A 15,832-nucleotide genomic window follows, 5' to 3' on the forward strand; every position below is an offset into this window, starting at 1 on the left:
GCCCGCCCGCGGGGATGAAGCAATTGGGGACTGACACATGGCGACCGTCGAAAAGATGCCGATGCTGCAGGAGGGCTATGAGAAGCTCACCGCGGATCTGAAGCGTCTGAAAGCCGAACGCCCCCTGATCGTCGACGCGATCGAGGAAGCCCGCGCGCACGGCGACCTGTCGGAAAACGCCGAATATCACGCCGCCAAGGAGCAGCAGGGCCAGAACGAGGCGACGATCGCCGATATCGAGAGCAAGCTGTCGCGCGCACAGATCATCGATCCGCGCGAACTGTCGGGCGACAAGGTGGTGTTTGGCGCGACCGTGACGCTGCTCGACGACGACGACAAGCCGGTGAAGTACCAGATCGTCGGCGAGACCGAGGCGAATGCCAAGACGGGCCGGATTTCGTACAATTCACCTCTGGGCCGCGCGCTGATCGGCCGCAAGGTGGACGACGAGGTCGAGGTGTCGGTACCGGCGGGCGACCGCTATTATGTGGTGTCGAAGGTCGAGTTTATCTGAGGGTTTGCGGGTTCGCCCGCCCCTTTGTCATCCGGGCGCACGCCGGGATCTGTGGATACGGCGCCATTCGCGTTGGCGCGCCACAGCGGCCTTTCCGTCTTCATGGATCCCGGCGTTCGCCGGGATGACGAGGGGGGGGCGGTGTCGGGCCTTTAGCCGAAGCGCGGCGGCCCTTACGTCGTGGTTAGTCGTCTACGTCCTGGCTCGTCGGCTGTTGGTCTCACGACGCGACCCCACTCACATCGTCATTCCCGCGGAGGCGGGAATCCATATGCCGTAGCGTCTCGGCTCTATCGCTGCCGTTAGCGTGTCTGGATTCCCGCCTTCGCGGGAATGACGAGGGTGGGGCGGGACGGAACATCCCATAAGTGGTTCAACCTGCGGCGTTTCGCACGCCTCACCCACAGGCTTTGCGGCCCCGGACCCGGTCCGGGGCGCAGTGGGGGCGAAGCGCCCCCGGTCCGCTTACGCTTCGGGCGTGGTGACCAGATCGGGTTCGAGCAGGCGGTGGAGGTGGACGACGACGAACTTCATCTCGGCATCGTCGACGGTGCGCTGTGCATTGGCGCGCCAGGCCTTTTCGGCGCTCGCATAGTCGGGGAAGATGCCGACGACATCGAGCTTCGACGGATCGGCCCAGTCGAGCGTGCGGGGATCGGTGACGCGGCCGCCGAAGACGAGGTGGAGCTTGCTCATGCGCTGAGATTCCTGGGGTGGTGATTTTACCCCGCCGTCCCTAGCGTGTTGCGGCGCAATATTGAACCCCGGATGGCCGCGAGAGGACGATCCTTGTCTCCACATCTCGTACCGCCGGACGGAGCCCCGGTGGCGAAAGGGATGAAGTGCGTGGGCATACCCGAAAGGCGGCAAGCGCCAAGGTCATCCGTCTGCGTCATCGCGAGGGACGCGCGGCACTCCAGGGCCTCTTGATCCGGCTCTGGATTGCTTCGCTCCGCTCGCAATGACGTCCGACGTTCGAGGGGGTCGGCCCCGACCTAGTCCTTGGCGCGTGCCGACTGCGCCGCGGCGGAGCCGGCGGTGGTCGCGGCCTTGGCGATGCCCTGGAACAGCGACTTCACCTGATCCTTGGCGGCGTCCTTCGACAGGCCGGCGTTCTGGAGTTCCGTGGCGCCGGCTTCGCGGGCGGCGGCGACGGCGCCGCGCGCGCGTTCACCGAGCGTGCGGCCGAGCGGGGCGAGCAACTGCTTTTCCTTGGCCGAGCGCGGGATCAGCGCGCCGGCGAGCGCGCCGATCGCGATGCCGCCGGCGACGATGGCGAGCGGGTTCGCCTCGATCGCGTCCGCGGTGCGGCGCGCGGCGTCGGTGGCGGCGTGCTTGGCATCGTCCAGGCGGTGGTGGACGTCGGCCTTGATGTCGGCGGTGGCGTCAGCGACGCGATCCTGGGTCTGGGTGTCGGTCATGGGTCTATCCTTTGCGTGGATGCGCGGGGAACGGGATCAGTCCTTGGGACCGAGGCCTGCTTCGTGATTGCGTTTGAAGCGGTGTGGCTTGTCCTTCTTGCGGAACAGGCCGGCGAGGCGGTGGCGGGCGAGGAACAGGCCGGCGACGGCAGTGACCCCGGCGACCGCGCCGGGATTGCGCACCGCCGTGTCGAGGCTGGCCTGCGCGGCGGCCTGCCCCTTGTCGGCGACGTCCCGCGCCGCCTGTTTGGCGAGGTCGCGCGGGTTGAGGCGGACCTGCAGCTTGCGGAGCGTGCCCGACAGGCGTTCGCGGGCTGCGGCAGCCTCCGCCTCGGCGTCGATCAGGCGGGTGGCGGGATCAGTCATGGCCGCTTCTCCGTGGCGGGGGCGAGGCGGCTCTTGCCGACGAGGGCGAGGCTGGCGGCGATCGCGAGCACCGCCATCACGACGGCGAGCGTCGCGAGGCCAGGGCCGAACAGCGTCGCGAGCGTCAGGACCGCACCGATCAGCGCCGTGATCAACGCGGCGAGCGCCAGCACCCCGGCGACGACGAAGAACACGATCGCGCTGCGATAGGCGCTGACGCGTTCGCCGATCCGCGCCTTGACCACCGCCACTTCGGCGCTGGCGAGCCCGCGGGCGTCCTCGACGAGCTGGCTGACGAGGTCGGTGATGCCTTCCTCGCCAGCGCCTACGGTTTCGCCCGCGGTTTCGATTGTCGGCAAGACCGCCACGAGCCCCTTACGCCTTGTCGTCGAGGCCGGACTGGACGACCCGGGCGAGCGCGAAGCCCAGCGCCGCGGCGACGCCGATCGCGACGCCTGGGCTCTTGCGGACGAAGGCGCGCGCGTCTTCCAGCAGTTCCTCGACGTCCTTGTCGCGGATCTGGCCGGAGAAGTTGGAGACGACGCCGGCCGCCGAGCGGGCGTAATCGCCGTATTGGGCGCCGAGCTTGTCGTCGACCTGGCCGGCGGCGTCCTGAATCATCTGCGACAGCTGGTCGAGGCCGCCGATCGCGCGTTCCTTACCGGTGTCGGCGAGGGTGCGGATCTTGTCGGTCGCCTGTGCGCCGTATTTCGCGGTATAGTCCTTGGCGGTCTGCTTCGCCTGATCGACGCGGCTGGTGGCGGCGTCAGCGGCATCGCCGGCAGTGTTGGAGACGGTGTCGCCGTCGATGACGGGGTTCAGATCGGTATCGGACATGGCGCGCCCTTTCGTGCAAATCGCGTTCGAAGGCCTCTAACCCCGGCCGGCGACGGCGGGTTCCCTTGCGTCAGGCAATTGCCGCCCGCGCCGGCAGCGGGTAGAGGCCGCGGCATCTGAGCCCCAGAGGTAGGAGCATCGTTACGTGACCGCAATCATCGACATCCATGGCCGGCAAATCCTCGACAGCCGCGGCAATCCGACGGTGGAAGTCGACGTGCTGCTGGAAGACGGCAGCTTCGGCCGCGCGGCGGTGCCCTCGGGCGCGTCGACCGGCGCGCATGAGGCGGTCGAAAAGCGCGACGGCGACAAGAGCCGCTGGGGCGGCAAGGGCGTCGATGACGCCGTCGAGGCAGTGAACGGCGAGCTGGTCGAAAAGCTGATCGGCTTGGATGCCGAGGATCAGGCCGACCTGGACGCGGCGATGATCGAGCTCGACGGCACCGAGAACAAGGGGCGCCTGGGCGCCAACGCGATCCTGGGCGTCAGCCTGGCGGCAGCGAAGGCGGCGGCGGAGGCGCGCGGCATGCCGCTGTACAAGTATGTCGGCGGCGTGTCGGCGCACGTGCTGCCGGTGCCGATGATGAACATCATCAACGGCGGCGAGCACGCGGACAATCCGATCGATTTCCAGGAATTCATGATCGTGCCGGTCGGCGCGGAAAACATCCTCGAGGCGGTGCGCTGCGGGTCGGAAATCTTCCACACGCTGAAGAAGGCACTGCACGACAAGGGTCTGGCGACCGGCGTGGGCGACGAGGGTGGCTTCGCGCCGAACATCGCCAGCACCGAAGAGGCGCTGGGCTTCATCATGCAGAGCATCGAGAAGGCGGGCTATACGCCGGGTGACGACGTGATGCTGGCGCTCGATTGCGCGGCGACCGAATTCTACAAGGACGGCCGCTACAATATCTCGGGCGAGGGCAAGGTGCTCGAGAGCGGCGCGATGGCCGAATATCTTGCCGACCTGACCCGCCGCTACCCGATCTTCTCGATCGAGGACGGCATGAGCGAGGACGATTGGGAGGGCTGGAAGGCGCTGACCGACCTGATCGGGGACAATGTGCAGCTGGTCGGCGACGATCTGTTCGTCACCAACCCCAAGCGCCTGAAGCGCGGCATCGAGGGCGGCTATGCCAATTCGCTGCTGGTGAAGGTCAACCAGATCGGCACGCTGACCGAGACGCTGGAAGCGGTGAACATGGCGCAGCGCAACCGCTACACCGCCGTCATGAGCCACCGGTCGGGCGAAACCGAGGATGCGACGATCGCCGATCTGGCGGTCGCGACCAACTGCGGCCAGATCAAGACTGGCAGCCTGGCGCGCAGCGACCGGCTCGCCAAGTACAACCAGCTGATTCGCATCGAAGAAGAATTGGGCGACTCGGCACGTTATGCGGGCCGGAGCGTTCTGAAGGCTTGATCCCGGACGGGATGCAAGCAAGGATGTAAACCATGGCGCGGGCGGTAACGGCACGGAAGGGCACGAACGGAGGGCGGTCGAACACATCGACCGCGTTCCGCAAGGTCATGCGTCGTGCCGCGCTGCCCGCGCTGGGCTTTACGATCATGGCGTTTTTCGGCGCCTACGCCGTGCTGGGGCCGAACGGCATCCTGGCCTATGGCGATTACAAGAAGCAGCTGGCGCGGCGTGAGGTGCAATATGCCTCGCTCGACCAGAAGCGGACGGTGCTGCAAAACCGCGTCGCCTTGCTGGACCCCGACCATGCCAATCCGGATATGGTCGACGAGATGGTGCGCAAGGAATTGAACGTCGCGCATCCGGACGAGGTGATCGTTCCGTTGAAGTAGGGGCGGTTGGCGCGGGGCCGCGCACGGTCGTTAGATCGGGCGCGTTTCGGCGTGATTGTGCCTTACCCAGCGTTTTCCTGCGTTTTAGATGCCTCACGCGATCCGTCACCCCGGACTTGTTCCGGGGTCCACTCTGAGGCGAGGGCGGCGGCTTGAAGTTCTGGCCACCCCCGTGCGGCCCGGTGGATGCCGGAACGGGTCCGGCATGACGGAGTGGGGTTTTGCGGAGGTCGGGCCTCTGCAAATGTGCTGTTTTCGCTGGTCGAGCGGCCAGATCAGTCCGCCGGTGTCATTCCTGGGAATGCGTCGGTCCCAGGTCGGTGTCGCCGTTCTTGTCCAGCCCTTCGCCGCCGGTCTGCCGATAGCCGTCGCCGGCCGCGGCATCGCTGCTGAAATCCTCGCCGGGATTGCCGCCGCCCGCGCCGCTGCCGCTGCCGTGGACCTCGCCGGTCTGCGGGTCGAACGAGGCACGCAGGCCGTTTTCGGGCGGGAGATTAGGGTCTTGCGGCGGGTGCGGATCGCCAGGACGGGCGGCGACGGTGCCGCTGGGGGCCTGGCGGCCGAGTTCGGCTTCGCGATCGCGGTGATAGTCCAGGCCATATTCGCCGGCATCGCGATCGAAGGGATTGCCGGTCGTATCGCGGCCGGGATCGACCTTGCTGGTGTCGGACATCGATGCCTCCTGTCGTGAGATGACAGATAACGCGTTGGGATCGTGGGCGTATCCCGTCGGACGTCCCTGACGGCGCTACTGGTTCAAAAATCGGCGCGATCCGTAGGGTCGGCAGCGATCGCGTTCTTTTAATACCGACCGGTACGAAAGCCATTGACGGCCCTGTAATCCGCTTTTATACCGCTTGGTATAGAAGATGACGAGGCATTCATGTTGCGAGGGACCGCAGCGCCGGATGAAGAGCCTTTGCCATCTCGATCGAACGACACTGACGATGCAGCGCGCACCGTGCCCCCTGGCACGGACGGGAGGCCTGCGGCTCGGACAAAAGGGAGTGACACCATGGCTTTTCTCGCTTTCGCCGAACCGGGCAATGCCGGCTATGCCCGCGTGAGCGCGCAGGGGCTGGCTGCGGACGCCCCGCGGGTGACGGCGCCGGCCGAAGACCGGCCGGTGCTGAGCGAGCTGGAGCGGTCGGTGATCGGCCTTGCGCGCGGCGATGGCTTGTCGACGCTGCGCCAGCCGGGGCGGCTGTCGCGCGGGCTGGAGCTGGTGTTCGGCGTGCGGATCAGCCCGATGCTCGCCGATCCCAAGCTGGAGGCGCTGCGCCGGGTTGCGGTGCTGAGCTGGAAGCGCGGCTATGCGATCGCCTCGGCCGAGGTGAAGGCCTTCTTGGCGGCCGGGTATTCGCCGGCGCATTACGAGCTGGTCGTGGATACGATCGCAGCGGCGCGACAGGCCGAAAGCCGGCGCTGACGGCGCTAAAACTCCTTTTGTCTAACAAATTGACGGGTCGGGTGTAGCCCGATAGTCATGGCCCCAGCGCGCAGGGACGCGTCGGGGAGAGATGCATGAAGACGATGCTCAGGCTGCTGCTATGCTCTGCGCTGGCGGCGGCGGTGCCTGTGGCGGCGGATGCGCAGGATGCGACGGCCACAGCGACGGAGCCGACCGATATCGTATCGGTGCGCGGCGACCATCCGGGGCCCAAATACGATCGCCGCCTGTTCGGCCAGTTCGCCGAGCATCTCGGCACCGGCATCTACGGTGGCATCTGGGTCGGGCCGGGCAGCAAAATTCCCAACGTTCGCGGCTATCGCACCGACGTGCTCGACGCGCTGAAGGCGATCCGCGTGCCCGTCGTCCGCTGGCCGGGTGGCTGCTTCGCCGACGAATATATCTGGCGCGAAGGCATCGGCCCGCGGAACAAGCGCCCGGTCAAGATCAACACCCATTGGGGTGGCGTGACCGAGGACAATGCGGTCGGCACGCACGAGTTCATGGACTATTCTGAGATGCTCGGAGCCGACGCTTATGTGTCGGGCAATGTCGGGTCCGGCTCGCCGCGCGAGATGGCCGAGTGGGTCGAATATATGACCTCGCCGACCGGATCGACGCTGGCCAAGGAGCGCGCCGCCAACGGCCGCAAGACGCCGTGGAAGTTGCCGATGTTCGGCATCGGCAACGAATTGTGGGGCTGCGGCGGCAACATGCTGCCCGAGTACGCCGCCGACGAGACGCGCAAGTTCGCGACCTTCGTCAAGACGCCCGAAGGCGTGCCGATCATGAAGATCGCCAGCGGTGCCAATTCGACCGACTATAACTGGACCGACGTCATGATGCGCAAGGCGGGCACCATGATCCAGGGCATCGGCGTCCATTATTACACCGTCCCCGGCAGCTGGGAGCATAAGGGCGCGGCCACCGGCTTCAGCGAAGACGAATGGGCGGTGACGATCTCCAAGGCGCTGAAGATGGACGAATTGCTTCAGGAGCATTCGCGCATCATGGACAAATACGATCCCAACAAGAAAGTCGCGCTGCTGGTCGACGAATGGGGTACCTGGTACGATCAGGAACCGGGATCGCATCCGGGGTTCCTGTATCAGCAGAACAGCTTGCGCGATGCGGTGGTGGCGAGCCTGAACCTCGACATCTTCGCCAAATATGCCGATCGCGTGCGCGGCGCGAACATCGCGCAGATGGTCAACGTGCTGCAGGCGATGATCCTGACCGACGGCAATCGCATGTTGAAGACGCCCACCTATTGGGTGTTCGACATGTACAAGGACTATCAGGACGGAACGGTGCTGCCGGTCGAGGTCGCCTCGCACTGGTATCAGTGCGGCAAATATGAGGTGCGCGCGGTCAGCGCGAGCGCGGTGCGGGGCACCGATGGCGTCGTCCATGTCGGGCTGACGAACGTCGATCCCAACCGGGCGACGACGGTGACCGTCCAGCTGGCCGGGCTGGCGGGCAAGAGCGTGACGGGGCGGATCCTGACGGCGCCGACGATGGACGCGCACAATACGTTCGATGCGCCCGATACGCTGAAGCCGGTGGCGTTCACCGGCGCAAGCCTGGGCGCGAACGGCCTGCTGTCGGTGGCGTTGCCGGCGAAGTCGGTGGTGATGCTCGACGTCAGGTGAGGGGCGGGGCGGCGCTGGTGTTTAACGGCGCCGCTTTCGTCACCCCGGGCTTGACCCGGGGTCCCGCTTTTTCAATCGAGGCCAGAAGAAGCGGGACCCCGGCTGTTCGGCCGGGGTGACGCGGATCAGGCGTAGGGCGGCTGGTGGAAGCCGGCGGGCGAGAGCGTGAAGATCTCGCAGCCCTCGTCCGTAATACCGATCGAATGTTCGAACTGCGCCGACAGCGAGCGGTCGCGCGTCACCGCCGTCCAGCCGTCGTCGAGCAGCTTCACGTCGGGGCGGCCGATGTTGATCATCGGTTCGATCGTGAAGATCATGCCGGGCTTGAGTTCAGGCCCGGTGCCGGGCTTGCCGACGTGCACCACTTCGGGCGCATCGTGAAACAGCAGCCCCAGGCCATGGCCGCAGAAATCGCGGACGACGCCGTAGCGATGCTTTTCGGCGTGGCGCTGGATCGCGTGGGCGACGTCGCCCATGTGATTGCCGGGCTTCGCCTGTTCGATACCCAGCATCAGGCATTCATAGGTCACTTCGACCAGGCGCTTCGCCTTCAGCGGTACGTCGCCGATCAGATACATGCGGCTGGTGTCGCCGTGCCAGCCGTCGACGATCGGCGTGACGTCGACGTTGACGATGTCGCCCGACTTCAGCGTCTTTTCGCTGGGGATGCCATGGCAGACGACGTGGTTGATCGAGATGCAGGTCGAATGCGTATAGCCGCGATAACCCAAAGTCGCGGGCACGCCGCCGTTCGCGGTGACGAAGTCGTAGATCAGCCGGTCGAGCTCGGCGGTCGTGACGCCAGGCACCATGTGCGGCACCAGCATGTCGAGCGTTTCGGCGGCGAGGCGCCCGGCCTTGTGCATGCCAGCGAAGGCGGCGGGGCCATGGAGCTTGATCGCGCCGGTGCGCCCTTCCGGCGCGTCGGAGGTGACGGTCACATATTCGGTCATCGCGCGTATATAGCGTGGCGAGCGTCATTTTGCGAGGTAAAGCGGGCGACATGGATCAGGAACGTATCTGGACCGCCGCGCTGGTCGTCATCGGCGATGAGATTTTGTCGGGGCGCACGCAAGACAAGAATGTCGCGCAATTGGCGAGCTGGCTGAACGTGCAGGGCATCCGGCTGGCCGAGGTGCGCGTGGTGGCGGACAGGACCGCGGCGATCGTCGAGGCGGTCAACACGCTGCGGGCGCGCAACGACTATCTGTTCACTACCGGCGGGATCGGACCGACGCACGACGACATCACCGTCGATGCGATCGCGGAGGCGCTGGGCGTCGGCGTCGAGCACCATCCCGACGCTATGGCGACGCTGGAGCGATATTATGCGACGCGCGGCGGGCTGACCGAGGCGCGGGCGCGGATGGCGCGGGTGCCGGCGGGGGCGGGGCTGATCCCCAATCGCGTGTCGGGCGCACCGGGGATACAGGTCGAGAATATCTACATCATGGCGGGCGTGCCGCATATCACCGCGGGCATGCTGGATGCGCTGACCGGAACGCTGGAAGGCGGGCGGCCGGTGGTGTCGGGGACGATCGGCTGCTGGGTCGCCGAGAGCGAGGTCGCCGATCTGTTGCGCAACGCCGAGAAGGCGCACGAGGGCGTGTCGATCGGCAGCTATCCGTTCTTCCGTGAGGGGCGGACGGGGGCGAATTTCGTCGTGCGCAGCGCGGATGCGGGGTTGGTCGAGCGGTGTCTCGCGGATTTGACGCGGGAGCTGGAGGCGACGGGGCGTGCGGTGGTGGCCGAGGGGATTTAGTCTTTCCGGTTTCACCTCCGTCACCCCGGCTCTTCGGCCGGGGTGACGGAGTGGATGGGGTAACGGAGGGGGTTAGCGGGTGAAGGCCCCCACGTCGGCGATCGCCAGCTTTTGCGCCGGGACTGCGGTCGCGGCGAAGGTCAGGCGCAGGTAGCGGACGGGGCGCGGGGTGGTGAACGGGATGCGCTGCGTCGAGAGGGCGTAGGCGATGTTCTGGAATTCGCCCTCTGCGGCCGGTGCCCAGGTCTTGCCGTCGATGCTGGTTTCGGCGCGATAGCCGCGGGGCGGCGCGCTGACCTTGTCGGGGTGGCGCCAGGGGGTGAGGCTGAAGCCGGCCACCGTCTGCGTCTTGCCCATGTCTAGCGTGACCGACGCCGGCGTCGTGGTGGGCGCGGGCTGGCTCCAGACGGTGGAGCCGTCGCCGTCGAGCAAGGCTTCGGCGCCGGGCGCGGTGGCGGCGACGACCTTCCAGTCCCGCGGCGACAGGACTGCGGCATCATGGCTGGGCGGTGCGGCCACCGGAACCGGCGCGACGGCGAGGAACAGCGACAGCTCGCTGATCGCCGGGCAGGCGGGCGCTTCGAGGATGACGAGGCGGACGCGGCGGGCGGCGATCGGCTGCGGCAGTCGAATGATCCGCTGCGCGCCAATGCATTCGTGGGTGGCGAGCCGCTGCCACGCTCCGCCGACCTCCGCCTCGACGGCGAAGCGCGTGACGCGGACGCCGAGGGGCAGGTATTCGCGGATGCGGATCAGGTCGAAGCGGCGGCCGGGCGGGAGGTCGAGCGTCAGCGTCGGCGTGGTAACGCCATCGGGTGTCGACCAATAGGTGTCGCGATCGGTGTCGAGAACCTTGGCGGGCGCGAAGGCGGGGCCGCGGGTTGCCGAGGCGCTGGCGACGGCGCCGGTCGCGAGATCGGTCGCGAAGCTGCCGCGGATCGCATCGCCGAAGCTCTTGAGCACCGCAACGTCATGATCGGGCAGGCGGCCGCGGCGGTCGGGCGGCAGGTTGAGGTGCATGTTAGTGCCGCGCGCGACCGATTCGTCGAAGAAGCGGATCAGGCGCGCGGGCGTCTTCACCTTCGAATCCTCGTCGGCGTGATAGAACCAGCCGGGGCGGATCGAGGTGTTGGTTTCCGCCGGCCACCACAGAGGCGCGCCGCGTACGCCGCTATTGCCCTCCGACTGGACATAGGGGTGGTCAGGCATGGTCGGCCAGCAGGGATCGCCGGCGATGCCGTCTTCATTGCCGACCCAGCGGATGTCCGCGCCCAGCGGATCGAAGGTGCAGGCCATCGGCTGATGCTGGTGAACGAGGGCGATGATCGAAGGCCAGTTATAGTATTTCGGCGCGTCGATCGTGCGCGTTTCGCGCGCGCCGCCATAATAGCCGTCGCCGCCATTGGCGCCGTCGAACCAGAATTCGAAAAGCTCTCCGTAGCGGGTGCAGAGTTCGACCACCTGCTTGCGATAATAGTCGATATATTCGGGGCGGCCGTAGCCGGCGTGGTTCCGATCCCAGGGCGAGAGGTACAGGCCGAACGACAGGCCGTGGCGGCGCGTCGCCTGCTCCATCTCGCGGACGATGTCGCCCTTGCCGTTCTTGTACGGGCTGTTGCGGATGCAATGTTCGGTCAGCATCGTCGGCCACAGGCAGAAGCCGTCGTGGTGCTTGGCGGTGAGGACGATGCCGGTCATGCCGCCCGCCTTCGCCGCGGCGACGATCTGGTCGGCGGAGAAATCGGTCGGATTGAACAGCTTCGGGCTCTCGTCGCCATAGCCCCATTCGCGATCGGTGAAGGTGTTGATCGAGAAATGGACGAAGGCGTAGCGTTCGCGCTTGTGCCAGGCGAGCTGGCGTTTGGAGGGCGTGGCACCCCACGGCTTGGGGGCGGCGACCGGCGTGGCGGCGAAGGTGGGGGCGGCGGTGGCGGCACTCGCGGCGAGGCCGGAGGCGATCAGGGTGCGGCGGGAAAGGTCGGTCACGGGGTGGCTCCGGGTACTTGGTCTGGCGGGCGTGTGCGGTATTCTCTTCGTCACCCCGGACTCGTTCCGGGGTCCACTCTGCGGCGAGGCGTGCGGCCGGAGCCTCTCGCCTTCCCCGTGCGGCCCGGTGGACCCCGGAACAAGTCCGGGGTGACGGGGTGGGGGGTGGCGGTCACGCCAACTGGCGGCCGTTGGACGGTGGGCGGTCGGCCTTGGCCTGGCCGAAGGTCTTCACCGGCGTCTTGCTCATCGTGAAGACCAGGCGGCCGCCCTTCATCAGGTCGGCGTGGCTGATCCAGTTGCGCGTCCAGGGGCGGCCGTTGAAGGTGATCGCGCGGACGTAGGGCGTATCGGTGGTGTTGCCCGGCGCCTCGATCGTCAGGCTTTTGCCACCGGGGAGCGCGATCTGCGCGCGTTCGAACAGCGGCGAGCCGAAGACGTAGACCGCCTCGACCGGATCGACCGGGTAGAAGCCGAGCGAAGACAGGACGAACCACGCGCTCATCTGGCCGCAATCGTCGTTGCCGATGATGCCGTCGGGGTCGTTCTTGTACATCTCTGTACACAGGCGGCGGACCATCGCCTGCGTCTTCCATGCGGCGCCGGTGTAGGCGTACATGTAAGCGGCGTGCTGGTCGGGTTCGTTGCCGTGTGCATACTGGCCGACGAGGCCGGCGATGTCGGGCGGGGCGTTGGCGGGCAATGTCGAGGGTGCGGTGAAGAAGGCGTCGAGTTGGCGTTCGAACTTCGCCTCGCCGCCCATATGCTCCATCAGGCCGTAGATGTCGTGCTGGTTGAGGAAGGTCGCCTGCCAGCCGTTCGCTTCGGTGTAATCGCGCCACCAAGGCTTGGGCATGTGGCCTAATTGGATGGGATCGTAGGGCGTCCACCAGCTGCCGTCGGCAAAGCGCGGTCGTGCGAAGCCGATGCGGCCGTCGATGACGTTGCGCCAGTTGCGCGAGCGCTTGAGCAGGCGGTCAGCCTCCGCCGTCTTGCCGGCAGCGCGGGCAAGATGCGACGAGGCCCAGTCGTCGTACGCATATTCCTGCGTACGGCTGACGCTTTCGAACAGCTTGTCGGCGGGCACGTAACCCATTGTGTCGTAGAGGTCGCGGCCCTTGCTGTTGTCGAGGTCAGGCGCCGAGAAATCGAAGCTGCGTTTGGCGATGCCGGGCCAGGCGGCGGCGTAATCGGCCTTGATGCCCTTCTTCTGCGCCTCGGCGAGGACGGAGACGGCGTGCCAGCCGATCATCGTGCCCGTCTCGACGCCCTGCAGCGGCCAACACGGCGGGCCGTAGGGGCTTTGCTGCGTCTGGCGGATGAGGTCGGCGACGAGGCTTTGCGCCTTGTCGGGCGCGACGATGGTGAGCAGCGGATGGAGCGCGCGATACGTGTCCCACAGAGAGAAGGTGCTGTAGGCGGCATTGCCCTGCGGGAGAGTGTGCGGCTTGCGGTCTAGGCCGATGTAGCGGCCGTCGACGTCGGAGAAGAGCGTCGGGGCGAGCAGGGCGTGGTATAGCGCGGAGGTGAAGATCGTGCGCTGATCCTCGGTGCCGCCTTCGACGCCGATCGCGCCGAGTTCGCGCGCCCAGCGACCTTGCGCAGCGCGGCGGACGGCGTCGAAGTCCCAAGTCTTGGCTTCTGCGGCGAGGTTGGCGCGGGCGCCGGCGACGTCGACACCGGAGATACCGCAGCGGATGACCAGCGGCGCGCGGCCGGCGTCGTCATAGTGCAGCACGGCCTTGACGCGGTTGCCCTTCACGCCGCGCGCGCCCTGGGGCTGCTCGGCATCGGCGTCGCCGTAGAAGGTGATGCGGTCGGGTTGCCGCGACAGTTGCATCGCGAAGTGGATGTGGCGGCCCTTGGCCCAGCGGTTGACGGTGCGGCTGCCGGTCAGCGTGCCGGCGGCGTCCATGTCGAGGCTGGCGTCGGTGACGAGCGGGGGATGATCGCTTTTGTCGAGGATCAGGTGCGACATGTCGATGAGGACGTGGGCCGAGCCGGCGGGGAAGGTGTAGCGGTGGTAGCCGGTCCGCTCGGTCACGGTCAGTTCGGCGCGGACGCCGGTTTCGAGGGCGACGCGGTAATAGCCGGGCTCGGCATGTTCGGCGGTAAAGCGCTGGCGGTAGCCCGCGTCGGGGTTGTCGAGCGGGCCGGGGAGCAGCTTTACCGGGGCGTCCTTGGTTTTCTGGGCGGTCGGCACGACCAGCACGTCGAGCATGTCGCCGATGCCGGTGCCCGACAGATGCGTATGGCTGAAGCCCATGATCGACGTGTCGGTGCGGTGATAGCCCGAGCATGCGTCCCAGCGCTCGACATCGGTATCGGGGGACAGCTGCACCATGCCGAACGGGACGGTCGCGCCGGGATAGGTATGGCCGTGGCCGCCGGTGCCGATGAAGAGGTTGGCGCGGGCGGGGGCGCTTGCGGCGGCGAAGGCCGGCAGCGGCAGGCCGATCGCGGCGGTGGAGGCGAGCAGGGTGCGGCGGGAAATCGAGCCAGGAATCATAGCGGAGCCTTGAGCAGCGCGGGCCGGGTGGCGGCGAGGTGGAGGATCAGTTCGGCGAACAGCCCGTTGGGCTAGGCGAACCAGCTACGCGTGAATTTGGCGGGGTCGTTCTGGTCGAAGCTTTCGTGGATGAAGCCGGTGCCGCCGTCGGTGTCGCGCAGCGTCTTCAGGCAGGCGCGGATCGTGGCGTCGTCGGTGGACGTCAGCGCGCGGATGGTGAGCGACATCGGCCAGATCTGGCCTTCGCCGACATGCGGGCCGCCGATGCCTTCGCCGGCCTTGCCCTTGAAGAACCAGGGGTTGGTGTCGCTCCAGCAGGCGTCGCGGGTGCGCTGCCACAGGGGATCGGCGGGATCGACGCAGCCGAGATAGGCTAGCCCTGAGAGGCTGGGCACGTTGGCGTCGTCCATGAACAACGCGTTGCCGAAGCCATCGACCTCATAGGCCCAGACTTCGCGCCCGTCGCGCAGGCGCATCGTGCCGAAGCGGCGCAGCGCGCTTTCGATCTCGAGCGCAAGCTGCGTGGCATCGCGGACGATGCCGCCGTCGGTACCGGTTTCCTGCGCGACCGTGGCGAGTTCGCGCAGTGCGGTCATCGCGAACAGGTTGCTGGGGATCAGCATCGGAAAGGTGCAGGAATCGTCAGACGGGCGGAAGCCCGAATGGATCAGGCCGTTGGGCTTGGTGGGGTTGCCGTAACCCCACAGCAACGTCTCGGTAGGCTGGGGGGCGGAGCGGCGGAAGCTATAGGGGCCGTGGCCGTCCATCCGCTGCTGTTCGCGGAAGGTCGCGATGCTGCGCTTCGCCGCGGCGGCCCAGGTCGCGTCGAACGGCGTCTTGTCACCGGTGGCGCGCCAATATTGGTGGGCGAGGCGCATCGGGTAGCAGAGCGAATCCACCTCCCACTTCCGCTCGGCGACGCCCGGCTTCATCACGGTGTCGTCGTGCAGCGACCATTCGAGGTTCGACTTAGCCGTCGGGTCTTCCATGAAGGCGTTGGCGTAGCTGTCGATCAGGATGCAGCGCGCCTGGCGGGCGATGAGACCCGTGAACAGGTGGCGCAGTTCGGGCGCTTGTCTGACGAGGTGGAGATAGGGTTTGAGCTGCGCGGAGCTGTCGCGCAGCCACAGGCAGGGGATGTCGCCGGTGATGACGAAGGCGTCGGGCTTGCCGTCGACCGTGCTCATGCGGACGGTGGTGTCGAGCGTGTTCGGGTAGCAATTGCCGAACATCCAGCGCAGCTTGGGGTCGCCGATCTGTTTCGCGACGCGGGTGAGGTCGCGCTCGACCGCGGGGCTGACGAAGCGGCGGTCGGCGGGGGCGGGGCGCTTGCTGGGGAAGGCGGGCGCGGCGAAGGCGGGGGTGGCCATCCCCACGCCTGCCAGCGCACCGGCGGTAAGCAGGCTTCGGCGGTTGAGGCTCGGGACGGTCGCCGCAATTCCACCGTCACCCCGGACTTGGTCCGGGGTCCACTCTGCGGCTGGTGGGATGGCTTGATCCCCTGGCCCGCCCCCCGCGGGGCG

General features: G+C 67.2%; 15 protein-coding genes and 1 pseudogene. 6 read left to right on the plus strand and 10 right to left on the minus strand.

What is annotated here, in order from left to right:
* Positions 1–37: 37 nt before the first annotated feature.
* Positions 38–514 (plus strand): transcription elongation factor GreA, encoded by a 477-nt coding sequence (gene greA / locus ACGVWT_RS12400; RefSeq protein ID WP_017978083.1) that lies wholly within the window; start codon positions 38–40, stop codon positions 512–514.
* 465 nt (positions 515–979) lie between these two features.
* On the opposite strand, the gene ACGVWT_RS12405 is transcribed toward greA, so the two are convergent.
* The 5 genes from ACGVWT_RS12405 to ACGVWT_RS12425 all read right to left on the minus strand — a co-directional run bounded on the left by ACGVWT_RS12405 (position 980) and on the right by ACGVWT_RS12425 (position 3,138).
* Positions 980–1,210: a DUF4170 domain-containing protein gene (locus ACGVWT_RS12405; RefSeq protein WP_017978084.1), complete on the minus strand. Its 231-nt coding sequence runs from the start codon at positions 1,208–1,210 to the stop codon at positions 980–982.
* 299 nt (positions 1,211–1,509) lie between these two features.
* A complete protein-coding gene (locus ACGVWT_RS12410; protein ID WP_116460663.1) occupies positions 1,510–1,935 on the minus strand; it encodes a hypothetical protein in 426 nt (141 codons plus the stop codon).
* Between the two features lie 36 nt (positions 1,936–1,971).
* Positions 1,972–2,301, minus strand: a complete 330-nt coding sequence (locus ACGVWT_RS12415; RefSeq protein ID WP_315462705.1) for a DUF3618 domain-containing protein — start codon at positions 2,299–2,301, stop codon at positions 1,972–1,974.
* Complete coding sequence (locus ACGVWT_RS12420; RefSeq protein WP_315462706.1) at positions 2,298–2,669, minus strand: phage holin family protein; 372 nt, start codon at positions 2,667–2,669, stop codon at positions 2,298–2,300. Before ACGVWT_RS12420 ends, ACGVWT_RS12415 begins: the two co-directional genes overlap by 4 nt.
* Positions 2,670–2,676: 7 nt before the next feature.
* Positions 2,677–3,138 (minus strand): hypothetical protein, encoded by a 462-nt coding sequence (locus ACGVWT_RS12425; RefSeq protein WP_116460665.1) that lies wholly within the window; start codon positions 3,136–3,138, stop codon positions 2,677–2,679.
* A 145-nt stretch (positions 3,139–3,283) separates the two neighbouring features.
* Between ACGVWT_RS12425 and eno the strand changes: the two genes are divergently transcribed.
* Both eno and ACGVWT_RS12435 read left to right on the plus strand, forming a co-directional pair.
* Positions 3,284–4,561, plus strand: a complete 1,278-nt coding sequence (eno, locus tag ACGVWT_RS12430; protein WP_315462707.1) for a phosphopyruvate hydratase — start codon at positions 3,284–3,286, stop codon at positions 4,559–4,561.
* Between the two features lie 32 nt (positions 4,562–4,593).
* The gene (locus tag ACGVWT_RS12435; RefSeq protein WP_116460667.1) at positions 4,594–4,950 is read left to right on the plus strand and encodes a septum formation initiator family protein; all 357 of its coding nucleotides are present in this window, start codon (positions 4,594–4,596) and stop codon (positions 4,948–4,950) included.
* 289 nt (positions 4,951–5,239) lie between these two features.
* Here ACGVWT_RS12435 and ACGVWT_RS12440 read toward each other — a convergent pair whose 3' ends face one another.
* Complete coding sequence (locus tag ACGVWT_RS12440; protein ID WP_315462708.1) at positions 5,240–5,623, minus strand: hypothetical protein; 384 nt, start codon at positions 5,621–5,623, stop codon at positions 5,240–5,242.
* A 342-nt stretch (positions 5,624–5,965) separates the two neighbouring features.
* Here ACGVWT_RS12440 and ACGVWT_RS12445 point away from each other — a divergent pair, with 342 nt between their 5' ends.
* Both ACGVWT_RS12445 and ACGVWT_RS12450 read left to right on the plus strand, forming a co-directional pair.
* On the plus strand, positions 5,966–6,379 hold the full coding sequence (locus ACGVWT_RS12445; RefSeq protein ID WP_315462709.1) for a hypothetical protein: 414 nt from the start codon (positions 5,966–5,968) through the stop codon (positions 6,377–6,379).
* A 95-nt stretch (positions 6,380–6,474) separates the two neighbouring features.
* Complete coding sequence (locus tag ACGVWT_RS12450) at positions 6,475–8,052, plus strand: alpha-N-arabinofuranosidase (protein WP_315462710.1); 1,578 nt, start codon at positions 6,475–6,477, stop codon at positions 8,050–8,052.
* 125 nt (positions 8,053–8,177) lie between these two features.
* Here the strand turns inward: ACGVWT_RS12450 and map are convergent, their stop codons facing one another.
* A complete protein-coding gene (gene map, locus ACGVWT_RS12455; protein ID WP_043059971.1) occupies positions 8,178–9,005 on the minus strand; it encodes a type I methionyl aminopeptidase in 828 nt (275 codons plus the stop codon).
* A 50-nt stretch (positions 9,006–9,055) separates the two neighbouring features.
* Here map and ACGVWT_RS12460 point away from each other — a divergent pair, with 50 nt between their 5' ends.
* Positions 9,056–9,814, plus strand: coding sequence for a molybdopterin-binding protein (locus tag ACGVWT_RS12460; RefSeq protein ID WP_315462711.1), 759 nt, complete (start codon positions 9,056–9,058; stop codon positions 9,812–9,814).
* Positions 9,815–9,886: 72 nt separating this feature from the next.
* Here ACGVWT_RS12460 and ACGVWT_RS12465 read toward each other — a convergent pair whose 3' ends face one another.
* The 3 genes and pseudogenes from ACGVWT_RS12465 to ACGVWT_RS12475 all read right to left on the minus strand — a co-directional run bounded on the left by ACGVWT_RS12465 (position 9,887) and on the right by ACGVWT_RS12475 (position 15,679).
* Positions 9,887–11,800 (minus strand): alpha-L-fucosidase, encoded by a 1,914-nt coding sequence (locus ACGVWT_RS12465; RefSeq protein ID WP_315462712.1) that lies wholly within the window; start codon positions 11,798–11,800, stop codon positions 9,887–9,889.
* A gap of 172 nt (positions 11,801–11,972) precedes the next feature.
* Positions 11,973–14,309 (minus strand): GH92 family glycosyl hydrolase, encoded by a 2,337-nt coding sequence (locus ACGVWT_RS12470; protein WP_315462713.1) that lies wholly within the window; start codon positions 14,307–14,309, stop codon positions 11,973–11,975.
* Positions 14,306–15,679, minus strand: a pseudogene (locus ACGVWT_RS12475) (glycoside hydrolase family 125 protein). Before ACGVWT_RS12475 ends, ACGVWT_RS12470 begins: the two are co-directional and overlap by 4 nt.
* Positions 15,680–15,832: the final 153 nt, after the last annotated feature.

Source organism: Sphingomonas sp. S6 (assembly GCF_043498045.1).
Taxonomy (GTDB): Bacteria; Pseudomonadota; Alphaproteobacteria; order Sphingomonadales; family Sphingomonadaceae; genus Sphingomonas.